This window comes from Arthrobacter sp. Soil762, from assembly GCF_001428335.1.
GTDB lineage: Bacteria > Actinomycetota > Actinomycetes > Actinomycetales > Micrococcaceae > Arthrobacter.
The window spans coordinates 590754-611338 of record NZ_LMSG01000012.1 but is presented as its reverse complement, the minus strand read 5'-3'; the positions used below and the strand labels follow the sequence as shown (position 1 = coordinate 611338).

Here is a 20585-nt window from a genome sequence, read left to right as displayed (position 1 = left end):
AGGGTCACTGCCGTGGGCTCCATTATCGTTTTGGCCCTGAGCGGTGTGGCCGAAGCACTGGGATTAGCAAGTATTCTCCCTTTGCTCAATCAGGGTAGCCCGACCATCGGTTCCTTACTTCCGATTCTGACGCTATTGACAGTGTTTCTCGTCCTGTCAACCCTGCTGAAGTACCTTGGTGACTCTCTCATCAGTCGGGTTACCACCTCGGTCGAAGCCAAAGCACGGCGTCATCTGATGGAACGACTAGTGGCGGGGCCGTGGTTGCAAGTTGGAAAGCTAGGCCAGGGCGAGATCACGGCTGCTGTTATGTCAGAGGCCACGCAGCTTTCGAACGGTGTATATTCCTTGCTTTCAGGGATCGGAACGTGCGTTGTTGTAATCATACTCATTACGGCATCTGCTGTATTGACACCTAGTCTACTTGGCCTTGCATTTCTGTTCATTGTTGTCTCAGCTCTTATTTTTCGCCTGCGACTGAAGCATGTTCGACAAAATGAGCGAAGATTATCCGGAACGACGACAGAGATTGCGGAGGACGTATCCTCATCTCTGTCGGACATAAAGTTTTTGCGTGAGTCAGGTAGCGACCGCGAGTGGCTGATGCGCTCCCAAGAGAGTGCTGACCTGCTGGGGCGGCTGCGACGGCGTCAGATTATGCTGCCTTCAGCGACAAGAACCATGGTTGATTCTGTTGCGGCGGTATTCTTGGCCTTAGTCGTCGGCCTAGCACTTCTTATACAAGGGGACATAACGCTAGGTTTGGTGTTTGTAGCACTTTTCTATCGAATAATCCCGAGAGTTCAGGCCGTTCAGAATCAGTTGAACACGGCTCTTGGTCAAATCACGTGGATCGAAAAGTGGGATGCACGAATGGCCAGCCTGGCGGATTCTCATATCGGATCCTCGGGGCTGGACATGATGCCGAGTGAAGGGTCATCGAGCCGAAGTGGAGAGGATCCGCCGGAGTTTATTCTTCGCGGAGTATCGCATTCTTTTCCCGGTCGACACGTGGCTGCGCTTGCTGAAATTGATCTCGTAATTCGTTCGGGCGAGCGCGTTGCGATTCTGGGACCGAGTGGCTCAGGAAAGACAACGCTGCTTGACATCCTTCTAGGATTGTTTCCACCATCTGCTGGAATCATTCGGGTAAATGGTGCGGACCTAAATGTGGACGCATGGGGTGACTTCCGTCGGTCTATTGGTATTGTTCCGCAGGACGTTCCAATTCGCCGCGGGACGATGGCTGAGAACATTCATTGGGACCGCCCTGCTGATGTCGAACTTCTTGCTCGAGTGCTTCGGATGACGCAACTTGAAGAGCTGGTTGATCAACTGCCTTCCGGAGTTGATTCGTTCATAGACTCCAAGTCAATAGGGCTATCTGGAGGCCAACGACAAAGGGTGGGTCTGGCGCGAGCTTTGTACAGACAGCCTTCGCTTTTGATTTTAGACGAGGCTACCAGCGCGCTAGATTTGGACACTGAAAGGGCAATCTTGGAGGCAGTTAGTAGAATCCCTTGGGAGATGACTGTGATAGTAGTTACACACCGCCAAGCGGCCCTAGATTTTGTGGATCGAAGAATCGATCTCGTCAACGGCAGGATTCTACACTCTCATCAGAATATGGAGTTGGGCTCATGAAAGACGCATTAGTTATATGTACTCGCAACAGACATGCAGACATAAAGCGCTGTCTAGATTCGTTGTTGCAGCAGCGGAGAATGCCGTTAAGGCTTCTCGTAGTAGACAGTAGCGATAGCGAGGACACTGCAGATCTCAGTCACCAATATAAGAGTGAAGGTGGGCTGCCGTTTCTTGAATATGTCCACACCGCCCCTGGTCTCACTTTGCAGCGAAATGTCGCACTTAGAACGCTTCAAGAGGACGTCGAGGTGGTGCATTTTATCGATGATGACGTAGAGCTTGAACCGGAGTACATCGAAGAGCTCATGAAGGCGTTTGAAATGGACCCGACCCTGGTTGGCGCAGGAGGATTGATAAAAGGGGGGAACCGGAAAAAAGCAAGGATCGTCGCCCGGCTTTCGGGACGAGACAGTATACACCCAGGTAGGGTGCTATCCACCGGCTTTAACATTGGGGCGCATGAGACACCGTTCGACGTGGACGTCGATTGGCTGCCCGGGTGTTCCATGTCATTTAGGCTTGCGATGATAGATGGGCTCGCGTTTGACGAACGCAGGGTCGGATATGCGATCGGAGAAGACGCCGATTTCGGGTTGCGGGCAAGTGCGCGAGGAAAACTCAGGCATGTACATGCCGCAAGACTCCACCACCACCAGTCGCCGGTCAATCGTCACAAGCGGCCCTTGCTCGTTCGCATGGCGGTTGCCCACCGCTGGTCCCTTGCCGAGGACAACCTTGGGAGGGTCCGGCGGTCTATGGTCGTGTATGGCACTCTGACCGAATCTGTTACCTATCTTGTCCGCTTCCTTTTGTCCCGTTCACATGACCGGCTGTGGTGGGACTGCTGTGTGGCGGGAGCGGCCGGACTGCTGGATGTCACTAGGAGACGAGCCTAAGTGAACATAGATGATGGCGTTTGTGCCTACCTGACGGGTGGCTTGGGCAATCAGATGTTTGTTCTTGCTGCGGCCTGGGAACAGGCTGAACGTCTCAATTGCCCTCTTTATATAGATGCCTCCAAATACGTCAAGGGAGACTTGAGGTCATTTGAGCTGGGTTCGCTGGCGCTGCCGGGCGAGGTCGTTTCAGATGAGTCGCCGTGGCTGGATCTTGGCCGTCGTTCAAAAAGACTCGGTCTATCAGCGCGGACGAGAAAGCTTCGAGTTTATAGAGAGGAGTCTTTCGGTTATTCCGCGAAGATCAACAAAATTGTCCCAGGCACGACGATTTTTGGATACTTTCAGTCGCCTCAGTATTTCTCGGGCATCGCCGATCGTATGGCGGACCTAATTTTGAGCAGTCCGGCGACTGTGGCGGAACAAAGCGTCATGGAGGCCTTGGTGAATAACGGGCGCGCAACTGTCCATGTTCGCCGTGGGGATTACATGACGTCGCATACACAAGCCGTTCACGGCCTTACGTCAAGTGACTATTTTGAACGTGGACTAGGGCTGATCCGCAAGATATCGTCGGTTGACAAGGCGACAGCATTTTCGGACGAGCCAAAGGTGGCCCAGAATGAGTTGGGATACTTACCCAACGTGAATATCTTCATGAAAAATTCTGAGTTATCTAGCCTGAATACGATAAAAGCTATGTCGATGGGTAGTGGCATGGTCATGAGTAATTCGTCCTTTAGCTGGTGGGCTGCTTGGCTCATGGCACGACGAGGACCACATACCATAATTGCACCGAGACCTTGGATGTCGAGCGGAGAGAGTGCCGCTGACCTCCTGGGTGCTGATTGGTTAACTCTGGATGCAAGAGGAGCGTAGAAGCATCGCTGAACTTGAAGTATTGGAAATGAGTCGCCGGCAGCTGTGTGTCATTGCAGTATGCACGTATAAGCGACCCCTGTTGCTGCGATCGCTATTGCAGAAATTGAATGCACAGCCATTCCCGAATGCCGAAGTCGATGTTCATGTTCTGATAGTTGACAATGACATCGAACAATCGGCGAGGGTTGTCTTTGATGATTGCAGTTCTGGCTTCAAAAATGTGACTATGCACTACTTGCCGGCTCAGCCGCAAGGCCTTGTAATAGCTCGGAATGCCGCTCTGGACTATGCTAAGTTTTTGGATGCGCCAGTAATCTTTATTGACGACGATGAGAGCCCCCGCAGCGACTGGTTTCAAGCACTTTGGGACATGCATATGGCTTTTCCCCGAGATGTTATTGCAGGCCCAGTAGTTCCGCAGTTCGAAGTGGAACCGCCGTTCTGGTGCGAAAGTGGGGCCTATTGGAACCGGCCAACTTTTGAAGACGCCAGCGTATTGCAGAAGCCAACAGGCGACGGTAATATCCTGTTTCCTCCCGCCCTAGTCCAGAATTGGCGTTATTCGCTCCGGTATAATACATCCGGTGCGCAGGACACACATTTATTGACTAGATGGATTGCAGCGGGCCAGGGCTTGCGCTGGAGTGCGCGAGCAGTCGTCACAGAGATCGTGCCGGCGGGTCGCATGACATTCAGATACGCGCTAGACCGGGCCTATTTTAGTTCCTTGGCTTACGTCTGGGTGGATCGAGAATTTGGCTCGTCCGCCGCATGGACGCTGTTGAGGGCAGGGCGGCGATTGACCATCGGCTTCGCTGACTATGCTGTTTCCCTTTTACGACGCGACATATGGATACGCCACCGAGCGCTGCTGCATTTTTCGTCTGCTCGAGGAACGTTCGATGGGCTGCGGTTGACCTCTTTTGACCGATACACGGACTACCAGATTGATGCTTCTACTAAGTCGTAGTCAAGGAATGGATTTGGTGTCGGAGGTGAAATTGGCTAGGGCCCGGCCGGGATATGTGCTTCGGTGACTGTTGAGGGCTTCGTGGATGGGGGGAATTGATTCCGTGTCGTAGCTGAAAAAAGGGGCCCGTGGCCGTGCTGGGATGAGTGCGTCTAAGCATTCAACCTGAACAGGATTACGAGCCATGATTGAGCATACCGGCTCTTCAAGGTTCCCGGGGAAATAGGTTAATCACTTCCATCTCATCTCCCTGGGCGCACCGGATGCTGCTCGTGCGCCCCGGCGACACGCTGACCGCGAACGCAGCCCGCCGCCTGGCCGACGTCGTCGCAGCCGATGACTCGACAGGCAAGCTGGAGGCGGTGTGGAAGGTCAAGGAACAGCTGCGGGAACTGCCTCGCACGAACTCCCTGGGAGACGCTGCCGCCGCGAAGGACGAGCTTAGAATTCTTGTTCAAGCCGCCACGCGCCTGAGACGAACCAACAAGCTCCTAAATGGAAAGGGCCCATTGCGGTCGCGCTAGACGATCAGGCTGAACGACAGCAATACTACTTGCAGTTCGTGCGGCTTCTTGAGAATGGACCCGAGGGCCGAGGCGACTTCTGCGTCCAGTGGTACGTCCAAGACCCACCAGGTGAGCGTCAAAGGAAGAACGCGACATTTCGCCGGATCCGTAGGTCAATGCCCGTTGTATCCCTTCGAAAAACCGAGCCGCCATTTCTTCGATAGTATATTTTTCGCGGGCGGATCTGCATGCTTCCTGCATTGTTCGTAGTTCTTGCTTGTCTGTGAGTAGGCGCATCAAGGCTTTGGCATAGGATTGCTCTCCACCAGCCGAAACGACACATGTTTTGCCATCTTCCAAATACTCAAATTCCGGACCGTGCCACGGCCAGGGTGTCGTCACAATTGGGCGACCAGTAGCGAAGCTGTCAACCGCTACAAGTCCTACGCGTCCTGGCATACAAATTAGGTCCGCCGCCGCTATGGCAAGGGCCTTCTCGGTTCCAAAGAGCGGACCTAGGTATCGGAGCCACGGTTCGGTTTCGGTGAGCCGCTCTACGCTCTCTCTGAGGGGACCACTGCCCACAACGAGGAGCCGGAAATTTTCGTTCATCCGGAATGCGTGTCTACATGCCTCAAAGAGAAAAGGAAGTCTCTTGGATTCATCGAGGCCCCCGACAAAGATTGCGGTCAAGTGCGAGAGCTGTTTCTCTCTGCGAAAATCACCAACCTGAGCCGGCGATATGCGGGACATATCGTTTTGGAGGTCGGCTGTATCAATTGAGTTCTGAACAACTGTGGTCTGTGCGAGGGGGTATCCACTGGACACGACCGAATCCCGCGACCCTTCGGTGTAAGCAAAGAACCAATCTGCCGCGCGGGTCAACCTGGACATAGCCTGCCGTTTGATCCATGACGGGCTTGTGACGAAGTCCCGTCCATGCCCCCAGAGGCAAATTTTCCGGCGCTGCCATGGTGACAAAAGTAGCCAGTATGCATCGATATTGCGTCGAGCTTGCTCCATAATGACAAGATTCGCCGTTGAGATGACGGGCGCGACGCGTCGAAAAACCAGGCGCGTATTTGCAATCCTGACTTCCGTTTGGGAGATTGGAATAGTGAATTCCGCAGGAACCGAGTCTTGGCGCTGGTGCTGATTCCTGTTGGCTGTGCCCGCCGCAATTTGAATATCAATACCATTTTCGGCCCCGAGTTCAATCAAACGCCGAAAGAACGGCACCCGGTACTGAGGAACATACTCTTGGAGTATTACAACAATCGGTTTTATCATAAGGATCCTTTATGAGTCAGGCTACACATCTGGACGATCATGAAAAACCAAGCAAACCACATGGTAGTCAGTAAGCTAAGGCTATCGCGCTCGGCCGTGCGTAGTTTAGATTCTTATTTTCAATTAGAATCTAAACGACTGCCGGGGAATACCTTAGGGGGTTGTTCCGGGCTATTTAAAATCATCTTGCTGAAATCATCATCACGTTGATGATCTTCAGTACGTGACGCGGTGCGATTGGACTTGGCCGCTGCTCGGGGTGGAGTTCTTACTTCCTGACTGCTGTATGAGTAGCTGTAAGAATACGCATCCGGTCCTCGTGCCGGAAGCCGGTTCAGGACTACTCCCAGGAGGTTAGAGCCAACCATTTGCAGGGCGCTCAAGGACTTTTCGAGATCTTGTCGCTTCAGCTTCTGTGATCCAATCACTACGATTACCCCACCAACATGCTGCGAAAGTACTGCGGCGTCGGTAACTGGAAGCAGTGGCGGCGCATCCACTACAACTGTGTCGAAGGCATGTTCCAGTCTGAGAATAAGGTGCTTCATCTCGTCAGATCCTAAGAGCTCACTAGGATTGGGCGGGATCTGGCCCGAAGCCAGTACGAAGAGATTTTCGTCGCCCCACGGTTGTAGTAGATCGTTGACATCGGATGAACCAACGAGCGCTGTGGTCAAGCCTATGCTGCGGTCCAATCCTAAGTATTCGTTGACCATTGGCCGCCGGAGATCAGCGTCGACCAAGCAGACCGTCTGGCCTGCTTGTGCAAGCGCGATAGCAAGGTTTGTTGCGGTTGTGCTATTTCCCTCGCCTGGTACGGAAGAAGTCACGAGTACCGTTTTTGCCTGTCCTGTGACATTGGCAAACTGTAGGTTGGTGCGAAGCTGACGGAAGGACTCGGCCCGCGGGCTCTGGGCCGGCGTCTGGGTCAACAGCGGCTTCCGAGTCGCTGCTTGGTCAAATGAGATACCGCCCAGAATCGGAGCATCGGTGACTAGCCGCACATCAGCTTCGCCTCGGACCCGATTGTCTAGCGAGAATCGAAGTATCGCGATGCCGATGCCTGTTCCGAGGCCAAGAAATGCCCCTAGGAGCAGATTCATCCGTGTATTGGGTGCAGAGGGAGATCCAGGAACCGTTGCCGGAGTAATTATCGACAGGCTTACCGGCGAGGTTCCTCCGGTCTTTGGCCGTTCTAGGCCATCCACCGCCTTTACCAGGCTGTTTGCCACGGCTTGGGCTATGGCTGCCGCCTGAACGGGAGAGGTGTCGTTCACCGAGATGTTGATTAATACCGTATTCAGGTCCGTGCTGGCTCGAACATTTGATGCCAGCGCCCCAGCGGTCGTGTTCAGCCCGAGAGCTATAATGACGGGATCGAGAACGACTGGAGTGTTCACTGTTTTCACATAGGACTGGACACGCGCTTGGCTGAAGGAGTTGCCCTGTTGCATCTCCTGGACCGAACCAGAGTTTTGGATTGCCACGAACAATTGCGTCTCGGACGTGTAGGTAGGTTTGGAGAGTATGCTCGTTGCCCCGGCAACGAGCAGTCCTGCCATAGTCGCCGCGACGACCATTATCCAGCTGCGACGCAAAATGCGCATGTAGTCGTGTAGATCCAAACCGGAGTCCCCCTGTGTCGAATGGCTGGGCACGCCAGTCGGCACGCCACCAGAACGGCATTATCTGTGCGGTCTGGTCAATTGTACCCGCCACGCATACACGAAATTCACAGTGACTCTTCCCTGCACAGGTCCAGTCTGGCACTCAGACCGAAATTGCTTTCTCCGGCGCGACGTAGCTCCTGAGCGGTAAGGAATCACTGCGATTGGGAGACCGTCACCACCGAGGATGTCGCAGGCGGAAACACGCAGGATAGTCGCTTTCGATGGCGTCACCCTCGGCTTCGAGTTCCAGAGGACCCCGCACTCATGCTGCTTTCGGTGCGCAATGGGCTCGTGAGCTGAATGCGGAGACTAATCGTTTGACCGGCCGTGGGGTACGGCATGGCGATCAATTCGGAACCGGGCTGCGGCACCTCACGCTGACAAACAACTACTTTGCGTTCGGGGTGGACGGCTTCGCCTCGTTCAACAAGACCCGGAAGTAGGGATTTGGGGTAGGGTGCGCTGTTGACCAGCAGCCTTTTGTCAACGGCGTATTCGTCGTTCGCAGAGTCCCCGGGTTGCGGCCCGCCATGACCACCGCTTCGGCGACTGCCTTAAGGCCGGGGATGTTCCGTTACGTGGCCGACGCGGTTGAAACACGGGTCCATAGTGGCTGCCTTGTGAAATGTGCGTCGGTTCTGACCGACGCCGCTGAGCAAATGGTGAAGTCGGAGTTTGAGCGATTGTGTTGGCCGTTTAGCGAAGTTTCTCGATACTTGGTTAAGTCCGGTCGAGCCTCTCTGCCGGGCTGCGAGACGCCGCAGAATTGCCACCTATTAGGCGCACCTTCGGTGGGAAGGTCTTATACGCTTCCTTGATCAGGACGTCCTAGTGGGCCGCAATTGCTGTGGCAGACTGTGGGAGTGAGTGACGACGACCGCTACGATATTGTCTTCTTGGCCCTTGCGCAAAATTGCGCTGACACTATTCCCGGCGTCGTGCGTGGACTGGACACCCTGCGCCAGTCGGGGATGAAAGTTATTGCGGTGATAGGGGAAAACGGCTCTGCCGACCTGACCCGAGAATTGCTTGAGGAGGCTGCGGCCTCAACAGGCATGGTCTCGGTGGTCGACACATCCTTCATGTCGGAGGCAACTGAGCGACTGCAACGCATGGCTCTCGGACGGCAGTTCTTGGCTGGCTACGTCAAGAAAATGCCCCTGACGGCAATGGCTATCTGTGTTTTAGACGTGGACGAACCGTTCTTGGAGCATCTAGATCCCGTGGTTCTCCAGTCGGCCCTGCAAAGGGTCAAGGATGATGACGTTTTCGCTGTGTCTGCAACCTCCCGTCCGACCTACTACGACCTGCTCGCTTTTGAGGATGAAGATCGATCCTTCGCGGATCTCGATAAACGTATCCAGCGAGTCCAACGTAATCCTTTTGAGTACTACTCGTTCTTCCAAAACGTCATCTACCCTGAGCAACGGCGGCTCACATCTGACTCCGAAACGCGGTGCCGATCGGCTTTCAACGGGCTGTGCCTTTATGAAGCCGAAAGTTACGCCATGGGCTCATACTTGCCGCCCGAGAACGGCCCGTGGATTTGCGAGCACATTACGTTTAACAGGTCAGTCGCAATAGGGACAGGACGCCACATGGTCGTTGACGGGGCGCTCGTGCTCCCGATGCCTTCCGAGCACGGACGTCGGACGCTGCCTGGATTCTTTTGGCAGCGCCTGAGGAAACTTCTGAAGCTTGTGACCAGAAGATTAGGGTTGAATGGCTAACTCAAGCGATTGCCATTGGTGCGATGTCTGTCTTCTCCATCCTCCAGGCCGCCTACGAAACGCTGTCCGAGGGGGCAGCCAAGAACGTGCGACGGGACGTGATGTTCGCAGCCTTGAGTGCTCCAAAGTCGACGCTGTGGACCATGCCTGCGGCGCTCAGACCGCCGCCGGATGAATAGTGTCACCCGTGACCGGATTGTTGATGTGTTTCGTAATACGGGCCACTCGCGTCGGCGCCTTCAGCTACTTAAACGAGGTGCCTGTGCACCCCACAGTCGTCTGCCAGCATCATTTCATAACGGTACCGGACGAGCGGATGGCGGCTCAGTTTTCCGTTGCAAAGCCGAACGGGTTCGAGCTCTGCCAGCGCCAGTGGTCCTCGCACATCTTGGCCAGATCTCGCTGGGCCGACCAGCCGAGGTGCTCCAGGGCAGCAGTAGCATCTGCATAGCTCCTTGCCGCATCCCCGGGGCGGCGCGGTACGAATTCGTAGGGAATGGAACGTCCCGCGGCCGCGCTGAACGCCTGGATGACTTCCAAGACGGATGACCCACGGCCGGTCCCGAGATTCCACCGGAACGTGCCGGTCTTGTTCCCCGTGTATTGGAGGGCAGCAAGGTGACCTGCGGCCAGGTCCATTACGTGTATGTAGTCCCGTATTCCGGTCCCGTCAGGAGTCGGGTAGTCGCTGCCAAAAACCAGCACTTTGTCACGGCGCCCCACTGCCACCTGCGCAATGAAGGGCACAAGATTGTTTGGGCGGCCTTGGGGGTGTTCGCCAATACGTCCGGACTCGTGCGCACCGGCGGGATTAAAGTAGCGCAGAAGCGTGATGCTCCACCGCGGATCAGCCGCACTCAAGTCAGACAGAATATCCTCGATCTGCTCCTTGGTCCGCCCGTATGGGTTTGTCGCGTCAAGAGGCAGGGACTCGGAAAGCGGCACGTGCTCGGCGGCGCCGTAGACGGTTGCGGATGAACTGAAAACCAGCCGACGCACACCGGATTTTTCCATGCTGTCCAGCAGGTTTAGCGTGCCGATAACATTGTTTCTGTAGTACTTCAGCGGATTCTCAACGGACTCGCCCACCGCCTTGAGCCCCGCGAAGTGAATAACTGCGTCGATGCCGCATTCGGCGAAGACCGAATCGATAGCGTGTGCATTAAGTAGGTCGCCTCTACGGAAGTCGACTTTCTTGCCGCTCAGTTCCTCGACCCGCTGCACTGACTCTGGACTGGAGTTCACTAAGTTGTCGAACACGACAACATCGTGCCCATTCTCCAAGAGACAAAGCGTTGTGTGTGATCCGATGTAGCCGGCGCCGCCGGTGACCAAAACCTTCATGGCCTCAGCTTAGGTCCGGTTCGCGCTTTCTGGAAAGACCGTGGGGGCAGACGTCCGCGGCATGCATTTTCGTTGTTCCCGCCACCGCCACAGTTCAATCCCCGGTCGCCCCACAGGTGCCCGAATGGCGGTGTGTCCGATTCCGCTAACCCCTAGCCGCGGCAGAATGTTGCCTCTACTCTTCGGCCGTATTATGGCTGGTCACAACTTCAAGTGCTGCGGCCATTTCGGGCTCCTTCCGTACTGGCCGGCGTTCAAGGCGTTCAAGTAGTCCCACGCCCGCCCGAGCAGCTCGGCAATCAACGACGCCTCTTGTCCCGGTCACCGGACCAGACAGGGAGCGCAAATGCCAGTGAAAGCTAGCAGTGCCGCGGAGGTGGAGTTCCTTGTGATCCGGCGCTGAAGCCTCCGGGGTTACCTGCCCTGGGCTTTGTTTCCCATGTGAACTTCAAGTCGACAAGCGGGACATCAACGACAACGAACTCAACGTCCTCGACGGCCCTGCCACTGAGCCCGCCGCGGCGGGCTCCGCGCGGATGAACGTGAAGTCGGGCGAAGCTGTCGCCCTGGCCAGTTCCTGGTAGGCCAGGGTCGACTAAGCGCTGGGGCCCCGCCATTCATGGCCGCAAAGTTAATTGTTTGGGGCGGCGCTGATGGTTGCATGGACGATCTGGCGTGCCTTGGCATTCAAGGCTGGTGTCCCGTTCCACGAAACCGGTCTGCTGTCGGGGAGATTGTTATCGGGCTGGCGCTGCCCGTCGCCGCACGGCAGGACTGGAGGCTGCGCACAAACGTCGGAGCATGGCGGATCGCGATCGGAGGGTAAGTGGCCCTGGCTGATTTGAACTCACGGTCATCCGACTGGAGCTTTCTTTCGGCGGGACGGCAGCCCGTTCCCTGAGTTTCCACGACCCGATCTAGCTTCCGGTCACTGTCATGCTTGTCGCAGCCGCGCGAGTGCAGATTTAGATTGGCGAGCGTGTACCGCTCCGGAAAGCTTCGCTGGCGCGGCTGGGCGCGTGGTCGTTCGCCGTCTGCCGCATTCAGGCAATCATCATCGGCCATGCCATGAACTTCCTTTCGCCCGAGATCGCCATCGCTGCCGGCGATATTCCACTTTCTGCACGCCCCTTCAAAGGCTCCTCGCTCTTACATCGTCCGCATGCGGCTAGGCCAGGCCTACGAAGGACGCCTATCGCTCGTAGGTCGTTCTGCTTGCTATGGTTGCCCAATGGGGAGACAAACAATTACGTACGACCTGAGCGGCCGGCTTGGGAATCATCTTCAGCTATGGGCTTGTGCCCGGACGTTATCAATCCGAAATGGTTGGGATTTCGAGTACCAGCCGATAGCTCACGAAACTGACTTCGCCATCGCAGAGACCTACCCTGAACGGCGAAGCCGTTGGAACGACCTAGGCAAAGTCTTCAGCGGTCGACGTCACCGTCTGCGTGGCCATGAATGGCATCTGGAGGACAGCCAGGTCGGAGAACTGCTCCCGAACGTCTCGCGCCCGAACGCTCAGTATGTCCTGGATTGGTCTGCCATATATACACGGGTTGACGAGTTCCGGCCGCAGCTAATCCGCGAACTGCTGGGTCAACATTCTTCTTCCATCCCCCGGGACGTGACGCCCGGAAGGGGAGGCGTCCATATCCGCCGGGGTGACGGCGCTTACCTGATGCCAATGGACTACTACGCCCGAGCCATCAAGGAAGCAGGCCTCGACGAAGTTCACCTGTTCAGCGACGGTCCCCTTGATGAGATCGTGGACGAGCTTGGCACCCTTACCGACGCCAAGCTCGTCGCTCATCACGGGAGCCCAGTGGAGGACATGCTGGCTTTAGCCAGCTACAGCACTATCATCATGTCCTTCTCGTGGTTCTCCTACTGGGCGGCATTCCTTTCTCACGACGCGACCGTATATGCTCCGAGGCTCTTCAGTTACTACCCGCAGTGGATACCGTTCGACTGAACGCGCTAGTGCTCAGGCCGTCAGAAACCCTTAAAAAGGAGCCTGTGCGTGGATTGCCAAGGTGTCCAGCTTCGCTCGCGTCACAAATGGCACCTGAGCAGGCCCATTCGCGTGGCTGGGTAGGATGATGCGCATGACAACTTATGGTGCGATGGTAATCGGTCTCGAAGACAGCTATCGCGGCGAACCGTTAGAGGCGCAACTGTCCGGCTATGGGATCACTTATACGCGCATACCTGGGGTCATCGTCGACGATCAGCCTGGCGGGATGGCCGATCACGTAGACCAGGCAGCGGCACGTGTCCTCCAGCGCCGCGAGTTGACTAAGGGTGAGGTCGGGTGCGCGCTAGCCCACCGCAGTACATGGGCAGCACTACTATCTAGCAGCGCACAGTTTGCCCTCGTTTTCGAGGATGACGCGCGACTGACACGCGAGCCTCTGGATCAGAACGTGAAGTGTGTCCTCGACTCTGAACACCCCGTCGTTGTCTTGCTGGATTCATATGCGGACCACACTGTGGTGTCGAGGCGAGCACGGCACGTTGGCGACGTCTACCGGACCTTGGTGCCAGCTCCGGGTGCATGGGCCTATGCCCTAAATCGGGCAGCCGCGGATGTGTTACTGGAGAGGGGCGAACCGATTTCGTCTGTGACGGATTGGCCGGCACGTGTGGCGCACAAGGTGTCATTCCATGTCACATATCCGCCACGAGCCCGAGTCGATATGAATGTAGCATCCAATCTTGAGGCCAGTCGTACCGAGTTGGAGAACGAAGCTCCGGAGGCGCCAGTGCTCAAGTTCGCCAGGTTGGCGCTAACTCTTTCGCATTTGCGGCTCTTGCGAAACACTCGCATATACGGCTCATACGCTGCCTATGCGAGCCATGAGTTGCGGCGTTTAACGGTCAATAAGCTTTCGCGTTCTCTCGGGTCCAGGTTGCAGAGCCACGACCATCGGAGCCCACTAACTCTGCCGTAGCAAAAGACATGGATCGGTGAGACGTGCCGGCAACAGTTCAAGCGGGGCACATAATTCGCAGTGTTGGAAACCGCAGGCAGTGCTAGCGCAGAATTCTTTGGAGCTTCGCCCGTCGTCTCTTTCGGCCAGCCATTCCGGGCATTCAAGACGGTGAACTTCGTCAGCACACCTTCGTTCGTTAGCCGCGCGATCCGGGTTTTGGCAATCGGTAGATGCGAATGATCTGGGCCAATTTCAGAAGGGCAGGCTGAAGGCTGACCACGAGCAGGGGAACTAGTCCTCCAAACGTGGGCATCCATGAACGGCGTTGAGCATGTAGGAGTTGCATGCAGTGGGCATTGCTTACGCCGCCGCCCACTTCCGCGGTGAAGGCACTCTCCTTCGAACGATGGTTTTGTGTGTAACGGTCTCTGCTGGGCTGTATGACTGGTTCGAGAAGAATTGGAGAGTACGCTGCGGTGTCGGTGACGGTCGGCTCGGCCAAGCCGCGACAACCGAGCGCGTTTATGCGCCGCTGAGGCTGTCGGTGAGCAGTGTGGCGCAGACAGTATGGGCTGTTAGCCGGGGTTTTCATGCGGGTGACGCCCGCCAGGCGTGGTTTAAGCGACGAAAGGTGCTTCAGAGGCGAGTTCTAACGGTCGTTGCAACACCCCCTGAAAATCTGGAGTTGCAACGCCTGTGGAAATCCCATCAATAGATAGTTCTTCCTTAACGGAAAAATCACCGGTAGGGAAAGAGTCTGGCCCGTCCGCTTCGCCGGCCCTGAAGCGGACTTATCGGAGATACTCGTCGTCCGATCGGGCGGATATCTTCTTGGCCTTGGAGCGTCTGTTAAGCGTGCCGTTGGCCGCGCGAGAATTAGGATTCAAGCTCACTACCTGTCGGGCCTGGGCGGGACCTTCCGGCAGGAAATCTGGGCAGCTCAATACGCAAGCTGAGAAGGACGAGTTCTTTGTCTTGTTGGACCGGTTGGGGAGCGTGAGTCTTGCGGCCAAGACGCTGGGCATCAACGTTCAAACCTGCTTCCATTGGGCCTACAAGGTTGGCGCGGTCACCCGCAAGCCCCGCGCAAAGCGGGTGGCCAGGCAGTCTGCCACCCAAGGGCAGAAGGACGAGTTCCTCGCCGTCCTCGCTCGTGTGGGCACCGTCAGTGTCGCCGCCCGGGAGGTTGGTCTTGAGCGGTCCCGGGGCGTCAGCTGGGCCCGTCATGCCGGAATTGGGTTCATCCATCCAGGTGTGCGGAAGCGAGTCGAATTCCTGCGGTTGCGTGCAGCGGGGGTTGGCCGTAAATCAAGCAGCTGCTGCCGCCGGTGCGAGCCGCAAAAGCGGATACCTCTGGGAGAACGAGCGGGATGTGGCCAAGGGCCGCGCCGCTGGCTCCAACGCCCCGGAAGTACCGTATAAACAGGAAGTGATTACAGCTTTAGCCGAACCATCGGCCGCCGCTACGGCACCGGAAGCTCCGCCGGAGCATGCTGCCAGCGCTGTCACCACCGGCAGGGGATCCGGTGGCGTTGGAGGCCCTGGAACTGCCCATCAGTACCCGCTACCTGTCCCGGCCTGAGCGGGAGAGGTCGCGGACCTGCGTTCTCAAGGAACCTCATGCAGGCGATCGGCAGGGCACTGGGCCGATCCGTGGGCACCATCTGCCGGGAGATCAAACGCAACAGCCACCCCCTGCCCGGCTACCAACCCTACGGCGCCCACCGGGCCGCCACGGCGGCCCGGGCACGGCCCAAGGACAGTAAACTGGCCGAACTGCACGATTACGTGAAAACCAAGCTCCTCACCCGCTGGTCCCCGGAACAGATTTTCGAAGCTGTTGATCAAGGATTTCCCCGATGACGAGCAGATGCGCGTGAGCCCCGAGACGATCTACCAGGCCCTCTACTACTTTCAGGCCCGCCGCGGACTTAAACGCGAGGTCAAAGAGGCATTGCGCACGGGGGGACACCCGCGGCAAAAGCACAAGAACCCCGAGGAACGCACCAGTCGTTTCCGGGACCCGATGACCAACACTTCCGAACGCCCCGCAGAGGTCCAGGACCGCGCCGTCCCGGGCCACTGGGAAGGCGACCTCATCACAGGGGCACACGACCAGTCGGCGATAGCAACCCTGGTCGAACGCACCACCCGCTACGTGATGCTGCTCCACCTCCCGGTCGATCACACCGCCGAATCGGTCCGCGACGGCCTGATCCAGACCATGGGGACCCTGCCGGCGCACCTGCGAGGATCCCTGACCTGGGACCAAGGCGTCGAAATGGCAAACAAGGCCTTCAGCATCGCCACCGACACTCCACGGCTGACAGGAATTTTTGTCGTTGCGCACGGTATAGGACTGCTGATGACGTTTCTCCCGCGTCCGGTCACAGACGTCGGTTCCTCTTTACAAGGAGATTTTTTCCTTAAGGAAGATCGAATTCTTGATGGTGATTCCATTTGTGTTGCAACTCCCGATTATTCGGGAATGTTGCAACGATCGCTGGAACTCGCCTCAGCGGGAACATCAACTGGCCGCCCGTGGGCAGAACCTACTGGCCATTGACAATGGGCAACATCGACAATCTAGGCAACTTGTCGCCTATGCGCCTAGGCGACAAAGAATCCCCGCAAGTCCATTAAGGAAAGGCGGGGCGTTCTTATGTCACAAAATGCCGGCAAGGGCTTGACGTCTACTTGCTGCTAATGCTGGAAGTGGCCTTGGCGATGTCTTGGGCCAGGTAAGGCCCGAGAGTCTTACTGAAGGTGCCGCTAATGTGGGATATGTCGTCACGGTAGACAAGAACGTTTCCGATAATGCCTGGGCAGGCGATGCTCGTGCAGAAGTACTTTCTGGTCTCGACCACCACTGAATTTTCTACTGCGGATGCGGCCATAACGGCTGCATCTGCAAGCCGGAATGCGGAAGAAAGATCAATGCTGCAGTCATTGCTGGCGACGTCGAGGTTGATCCGCTGGACACACTCGACGGCATCACCGGCGTCGGTCGGGTTGTCTTCCACCACCACGATCTTGGAGCCAGCAGCGGCGACTGGCCGCCACTGCGCGGCGAACGCTGCAGCTTGCAATTCCTTATTCCTGTCGCCATTACCGCGGTAGGCAGACGTGATGACGATGTCGTAGGGCTCAGCCAATAGTTTTGCCTGAATGTCGCCCATCGCCACGCAGGCGTCAGCTTCCCAGATGCAGCCTTCGCCTACGTACGTGTCCAATTTCCACCCTAGCGCGACGACTTGATCCGTGAGGCCGGGTAGCAGTGCCGCAGCATGGCTGTCGCCTACGATTGCCACCCGTGTTTCACCGGCTCCGTACGCACAGGTCTTCAGCGCGTGTCCCTTTGGTGGGAAACAGTCGTAGGAGTTGCCTAAGTCGGCGGCCAAGGCCTTAGACGCGGGGGCCACGTCATTGCCTATGTCACGTGAGCAGTCAGCTGAAGCGTCAAGTGCTGCCGCGCCCCAGCATTTGACCTTCGGTAGGGCCGCGGATTCCCCTATGACCACCGGTTGGCCAGAGGATGCGAGCGCGCCATCACTCGTGTCCCTCGGCATAAGCGCGCCGACAACCACGCAAGTGGTTAGTACGGCCAATGCAGCCAGGCCAATCAGCTTGGTCTTATCCCCAATTGCTGCTCGAGGCGGTCGGGGCCTGTGTTTCATCGGCCATTCGAGCTTCCGAACCGGGTTTTCGATCAGATGGAAGCTGAGTGCAGACAAAACCAGCATCAAAATGATGCCGACGATGTAGTACTCCAAGCTATCCCTGGGAAAGAGGCTTAGAAGCAGTATCGCCACGGGGAAGTGCCAGAGATACAACGAGTACGAAATGTCGCCCAAGTACCTCGACACGGGGTTCGTCAGAGGCCAGAGGAAACTTCTCTCCCTTCCTATCCCGGCAGCAATCACCAGCGCCGTGGCCAGAACCGGGAAAGCCGCAGAGGGCCCCGGGAAAGCGACAGCGTCGTTTGTAGTGAATACCGCCACCACTATCCCAGCGAGACCAATCCAACCCAACGTTTCGCGGATGCCCGGCCTCATTCCTGAGAACCGCGCCGAGTACACAGCCACGATAGCCCCGACGCCCAGCTCCCACGCTCGGGAGAAGGTGGAGAAGTATGCCCATGACGCATTGTTCTGAGTTTCCCAAACGGACCAAGCGAAAGAAAGGGCTGTGAGGAGAACGATGGAAACACCGACAGCGCTGCGCGCCCCTGCCAAAGAGGACTTCCAACGGCTGGCCGCCCAGAAAATAAGCAACATGAGCCAAGGCCAGACAAAGTAGAACTGTTCTTCAACCGACAATGACCAGTAATGCTGCAGAGGAGAAGTGGGGCCGCCGGCCTGAAAGTAATCTGTGCCAATAATGGCGAACCGCCAGTTGGCGCCGAAAAGGGTGGCCCATACGCCATCCCAAACCGTGGAAGTTATCCGGGCGCTCCCGTATAGCGCGAAAGCTGCGGCAATTGTGGCTGCGATGACCAGCAGTGCTGCCGGCATGATGCGCTTTGCGCGCCGAAAGTAGAAGCCGATGAACGATATCGTTCCGGTCTGAACTTGCTCTCGCAGCAGCAGCGATGTGATGAGGAAACCGGAGATGACGAAAAATACGTCCACTCCGATGAAGCCGCCGGATGGCCACCCAAGAAAATGATCAGCTATGACAGCGATAACAGCCAGCGCACGCAAGCCCTGAATGTCCGGGCGGAATTTTGTCGTTTTTGGCTTGCCCGACGCCGACGCTCTTGTGCTGCGTTCCAAAAGAGCCATAGTTCCCCCGATTATTGATGCAAGGCCACCGGTGATTCTAGTACATGCGTGGAAAACTGGTGCCAGTTCGCGTCTCAGGGCCTCTAGACCCTCGATGCTTGCCTATGACCCAGATCTCCTTGGCTTCACAGTTGCTCTCGAGCAACGGCGGTATCTCCGAAATACCCTGGGATGTTGCCGGTGCCATCCTGGCTGAAGAGGCTGACCGTCGCGAGGTTTCGTTGTCTTGCCGACCGATTCCTGCTCTGAAGAATTCGCGTCGAGCTCTTCTTGGAAGCGGAATTCAAGAAAGTTGCCGCCGCCGGACATGACTACTTTCGCGTAACTGACACAGAATTCCCCCGTTGGTCAACCCTGAGTCCACTGTGGCGATGCCCACATCTGATGGGACGTATAGCCAGTTTCGAGGACGCCGATGAGTCCCGTGTTGTTGGTCTCCGCATGCCCTGCCATTCCGGTGCCCGCGCTGGTGGCGCTGTAGGCCCTCTGCACAAGGGTGCTCACTGTGTACTTTGGTACGGCGCGGAAGCAGCGAACATGTCATCAGCAGGGCGTGGGGTTGGAGCCACTGCCGCGTGCCGTTGGTGAAGCCATTCTCCCCGATCGTTTGGCGCGGGAAGTCTGAAGTTTCCAACTCCAGACTGATCAAACGCCGTCAACTCGTGAGCCACAGCACCTGCCAAGTACCAGTGCCGTCACGGAGCTGACCCTCACGTTCGATCACCGTGTCTGTGATGGCGGAACCGCAGCTGGATTCCTTAAGTTCGTAGCCGACGCCATTGAAAACCCTAGCGCCTTGTTGGCGGACATCTGATCCTCTGACTGCGACACCGAATGAGTACAGACGAGTCGGTGTGTGGCCTTAGTTGTTTGGAACGGACTCCGTGTGCTCGGCACACCGGACGTTCGCAATCAGCGGCCCGCCGTCGTCGTCCTTTTGGTAGCGGGTCACGTGGTTGGTGGTCTTGCCGCATGACGGGCAGAAGGTCTTGTGCTGTTTTGTCCCCATATCGAGCATTGTAGGGGGACCGAGTTTCATCCACGTAAACTTGCGCGCGGCGGACATGCCAGGCTGCCGCCGCACCACGCTGGCGCTGTTCCTGGATAACGATTCAGACGCCGGCACGCGGGAACCCTCAAAGGCGCGCGTCCCCTGAAAGCGCGGCCGGCAGCGGCCCCCGGTGAAACTGTTGACCGCCACACCGGCCGGGCGTATGGTGCGACTCTGGGCTCGAAGTAAATTAATCTTGGGGAGCCTGAAAGTAATCGACGGTGTTCTTTCACTCGCACCCTAGGAGAATTGCTGTGCGCACCAGATTCATACTTGTTGCGGCCCTGATATTCGCGACAATGCTTGCTGTGCCGGGCACCGCGTCAGCGACGGTGGGAGATTCCGTTTCCGGTTCGGCCATCGTCGCGAATTTGGCCCCATTGTCCGTTTGGATCTGACACGCAGGTGATGTTTTCCGCCCAGGGGTCCACGGGACAAGCGGCCACCGGATTGGCGTCAATCACGTGCAGCGCCTCCGGCGAGGCCCACGAAAGCACCGCCTCCTGCCTCGCCGTGCAGGGCGCCGTAGCGATACTGGGCATGACGGTCACAACGTCAACTGTCGCGGCCATCCCCGCCGGCACCGAAATGTCGCTGACGGTAACGGATGGCGGGCCGGGCGGCGCCAACGACGCTATCAGTGTGCTGGTGGCTGGCTCCAACTGTGTCGAGGACGTACCGAATCAGCCCGTGGTGAGCGGTGACATCCTGGTGACGGAAGGCCCGGATGTTCCTCCGGTTGTATACCCGTCGTCCAAGAAGGACTGCGAAAAAGGCGGCTACCTGAAGTATGGGTTCGCGAACCACGGCGACTGCATCTCGTACGTAACCGCCAAGCGCCGCTAGATCCAGAACCACCCGACGGGTCTAGGCCCTGAC

15 protein-coding genes and 2 pseudogenes are annotated in these 20585 nt (G+C 57.1%); 12 read left to right on the top strand and 5 right to left on the bottom strand.

What is annotated here, in order from left to right; all coding sequences use genetic code 11:
• Window positions 1-12: 12 nt before the first annotated feature.
• From ASG77_RS21310 to ASG77_RS21840, 5 genes are all read left to right on the top strand, one after another.
• Window positions 13-1644 carry an ATP-binding cassette domain-containing protein gene (locus ASG77_RS21310; RefSeq protein WP_162254929.1) on the top strand — a complete coding sequence of 544 codons (1632 nt, stop codon included), beginning with the start codon at window positions 13-15 and terminating at the stop codon, window positions 1642-1644.
• A complete protein-coding gene (locus ASG77_RS10845) occupies window positions 1641-2543 on the top strand; it encodes a glycosyltransferase family 2 protein (protein WP_082575951.1) in 903 nt (300 codons plus the stop codon). The genes ASG77_RS21310 and ASG77_RS10845 overlap by 4 nt, the downstream gene beginning before the upstream one ends.
• Window positions 2544-3422: an alpha-1,2-fucosyltransferase gene (locus ASG77_RS21305; protein ID WP_082575950.1), complete on the top strand. Its 879-nt coding sequence runs from the start codon at window positions 2544-2546 to the stop codon at window positions 3420-3422.
• Window positions 3406-4395 (top strand): glycosyltransferase family A protein, encoded by a 990-nt coding sequence (locus tag ASG77_RS21300; RefSeq protein WP_082575949.1) that lies wholly within the window; start codon window positions 3406-3408, stop codon window positions 4393-4395. The genes ASG77_RS21305 and ASG77_RS21300 overlap by 17 nt, the downstream gene beginning before the upstream one ends.
• 263 nt (window positions 4396-4658) lie before the next feature.
• Window positions 4659-4919, top strand: coding sequence for a hypothetical protein (locus tag ASG77_RS21840; RefSeq protein WP_056345015.1), 261 nt, complete (start codon window positions 4659-4661; stop codon window positions 4917-4919).
• Here ASG77_RS21840 and ASG77_RS21295 read toward each other — a convergent pair.
• Together ASG77_RS21295 and ASG77_RS21290 are read right to left on the bottom strand one after the other, a co-directional pair.
• On the bottom strand, window positions 4887-6191 hold the full coding sequence (locus tag ASG77_RS21295; protein ID WP_082575948.1) for a glycosyltransferase family 4 protein: 1305 nt from the start codon (window positions 6189-6191) through the stop codon (window positions 4887-4889). The genes ASG77_RS21840 and ASG77_RS21295 overlap by 33 nt on opposite strands.
• Window positions 6192-6310: 119 nt before the next feature.
• Window positions 6311-7816: a polysaccharide biosynthesis tyrosine autokinase gene (locus ASG77_RS21290; RefSeq protein WP_082575947.1), complete on the bottom strand. Its 1506-nt coding sequence runs from the start codon at window positions 7814-7816 to the stop codon at window positions 6311-6313.
• Between the two features lie 908 nt (window positions 7817-8724).
• Here ASG77_RS21290 and ASG77_RS10830 point away from each other — a divergent pair.
• Together ASG77_RS10830 and ASG77_RS21835 are read left to right on the top strand one after the other, a co-directional pair.
• On the top strand, window positions 8725-9591 hold the full coding sequence (locus tag ASG77_RS10830) for a glycosyltransferase family 2 protein (protein ID WP_156380252.1): 867 nt from the start codon (window positions 8725-8727) through the stop codon (window positions 9589-9591).
• 23 nt (window positions 9592-9614) lie between these two features.
• On the top strand, window positions 9615-9770 hold the full coding sequence (locus tag ASG77_RS21835) for a hypothetical protein (RefSeq protein WP_156380251.1): 156 nt from the start codon (window positions 9615-9617) through the stop codon (window positions 9768-9770).
• Window positions 9771-9915: 145 nt separating this feature from the next.
• Here the strand turns inward: ASG77_RS21835 and galE are convergent, their stop codons facing one another.
• Window positions 9916-10935, bottom strand: coding sequence for a UDP-glucose 4-epimerase GalE (gene galE / locus ASG77_RS10825; RefSeq protein ID WP_056345009.1), 1020 nt, complete (start codon window positions 10933-10935; stop codon window positions 9916-9918).
• A 1231-nt stretch (window positions 10936-12166) separates the two neighbouring features.
• Here galE and ASG77_RS10820 point away from each other — a divergent pair.
• From ASG77_RS10820 to ASG77_RS23010, 3 genes and pseudogenes are all read left to right on the top strand, one after another.
• Window positions 12167-12910, top strand: a complete 744-nt coding sequence (locus tag ASG77_RS10820; protein ID WP_056345006.1) for an alpha-1,2-fucosyltransferase — start codon at window positions 12167-12169, stop codon at window positions 12908-12910.
• A 124-nt stretch (window positions 12911-13034) separates the two neighbouring features.
• Window positions 13035-13889, top strand: a complete 855-nt coding sequence (locus ASG77_RS23015) for a glycosyltransferase family 25 protein (RefSeq protein WP_082575946.1) — start codon at window positions 13035-13037, stop codon at window positions 13887-13889.
• A gap of 1514 nt (window positions 13890-15403) precedes the next feature.
• A pseudogene (locus ASG77_RS23010) lies at window positions 15404-16191 on the top strand (IS30 family transposase); the annotation flags it as partial.
• A 373-nt stretch (window positions 16192-16564) separates the two neighbouring features.
• Here ASG77_RS23010 and ASG77_RS10800 read toward each other — a convergent pair.
• Window positions 16565-18655 carry an acyltransferase family protein gene (locus tag ASG77_RS10800; protein ID WP_056344994.1) on the bottom strand — a complete coding sequence of 697 codons (2091 nt, stop codon included), beginning with the start codon at window positions 18653-18655 and terminating at the stop codon, window positions 16565-16567.
• A 694-nt stretch (window positions 18656-19349) separates the two neighbouring features.
• Between ASG77_RS10800 and ASG77_RS22855 the strand changes: the two are divergent.
• Window positions 19350-19469 (top strand): annotated as a pseudogene (locus ASG77_RS22855) (2-oxo acid dehydrogenase subunit E2); the annotation flags it as partial.
• A 48-nt stretch (window positions 19470-19517) separates the two neighbouring features.
• On the opposite strand, the gene ASG77_RS10795 reads toward ASG77_RS22855, so the two are convergent.
• Window positions 19518-19664, bottom strand: a complete 147-nt coding sequence (locus ASG77_RS10795) for a hypothetical protein (protein WP_156380248.1) — start codon at window positions 19662-19664, stop codon at window positions 19518-19520.
• 450 nt (window positions 19665-20114) lie between these two features.
• On the opposite strand from ASG77_RS10795, the gene ASG77_RS10790 reads away from it, so the two are divergent.
• The gene (locus ASG77_RS10790; protein ID WP_056344988.1) at window positions 20115-20552 is read left to right on the top strand and encodes a hypothetical protein; all 438 of its coding nucleotides are present in this window, start codon (window positions 20115-20117) and stop codon (window positions 20550-20552) included.
• Window positions 20553-20585 lie beyond the last annotated feature (33 nt).

Bases quoted from the DNA above. Each gene is read 5' to 3' on its own strand.
- ASG77_RS10845 (WP_082575951.1), top strand. From the start codon at position 1,641: ATGAAAGACGCATTAGTTATATGTACTCGCAACAGACATGCAGACATA.
- ASG77_RS21840 (WP_056345015.1), top strand. From the start codon at position 4,659: ATGCTGCTCGTGCGCCCCGGCGACACGCTGACCGCGAACGCAGCCCGC.
- ASG77_RS21835 (WP_156380251.1), top strand. From the start codon at position 9,615: ATGTCTGTCTTCTCCATCCTCCAGGCCGCCTACGAAACGCTGTCCGAG.
- galE (WP_056345009.1), bottom strand. From the start codon at position 10,935: ATGAAGGTTTTGGTCACCGGCGGCGCCGGCTACATCGGATCACACACA.
- ASG77_RS21300 (WP_082575949.1), top strand. From the start codon at position 3,406: ATGCAAGAGGAGCGTAGAAGCATCGCTGAACTTGAAGTATTGGAAATG.
- ASG77_RS10800 (WP_056344994.1), bottom strand. From the start codon at position 18,655: ATGGCTCTTTTGGAACGCAGCACAAGAGCGTCGGCGTCGGGCAAGCCA.
- ASG77_RS10820 (WP_056345006.1), top strand. From the start codon at position 12,167: ATGGGGAGACAAACAATTACGTACGACCTGAGCGGCCGGCTTGGGAAT.
- ASG77_RS10795 (WP_156380248.1), bottom strand. From the start codon at position 19,664: ATGGGGACAAAACAGCACAAGACCTTCTGCCCGTCATGCGGCAAGACC.
- ASG77_RS21295 (WP_082575948.1), bottom strand. From the start codon at position 6,191: ATGATAAAACCGATTGTTGTAATACTCCAAGAGTATGTTCCTCAGTAC.
- ASG77_RS23015 (WP_082575946.1), top strand. From the start codon at position 13,035: ATGATGCGCATGACAACTTATGGTGCGATGGTAATCGGTCTCGAAGAC.
- ASG77_RS10790 (WP_056344988.1), top strand. From the start codon at position 20,115: ATGTTTTCCGCCCAGGGGTCCACGGGACAAGCGGCCACCGGATTGGCG.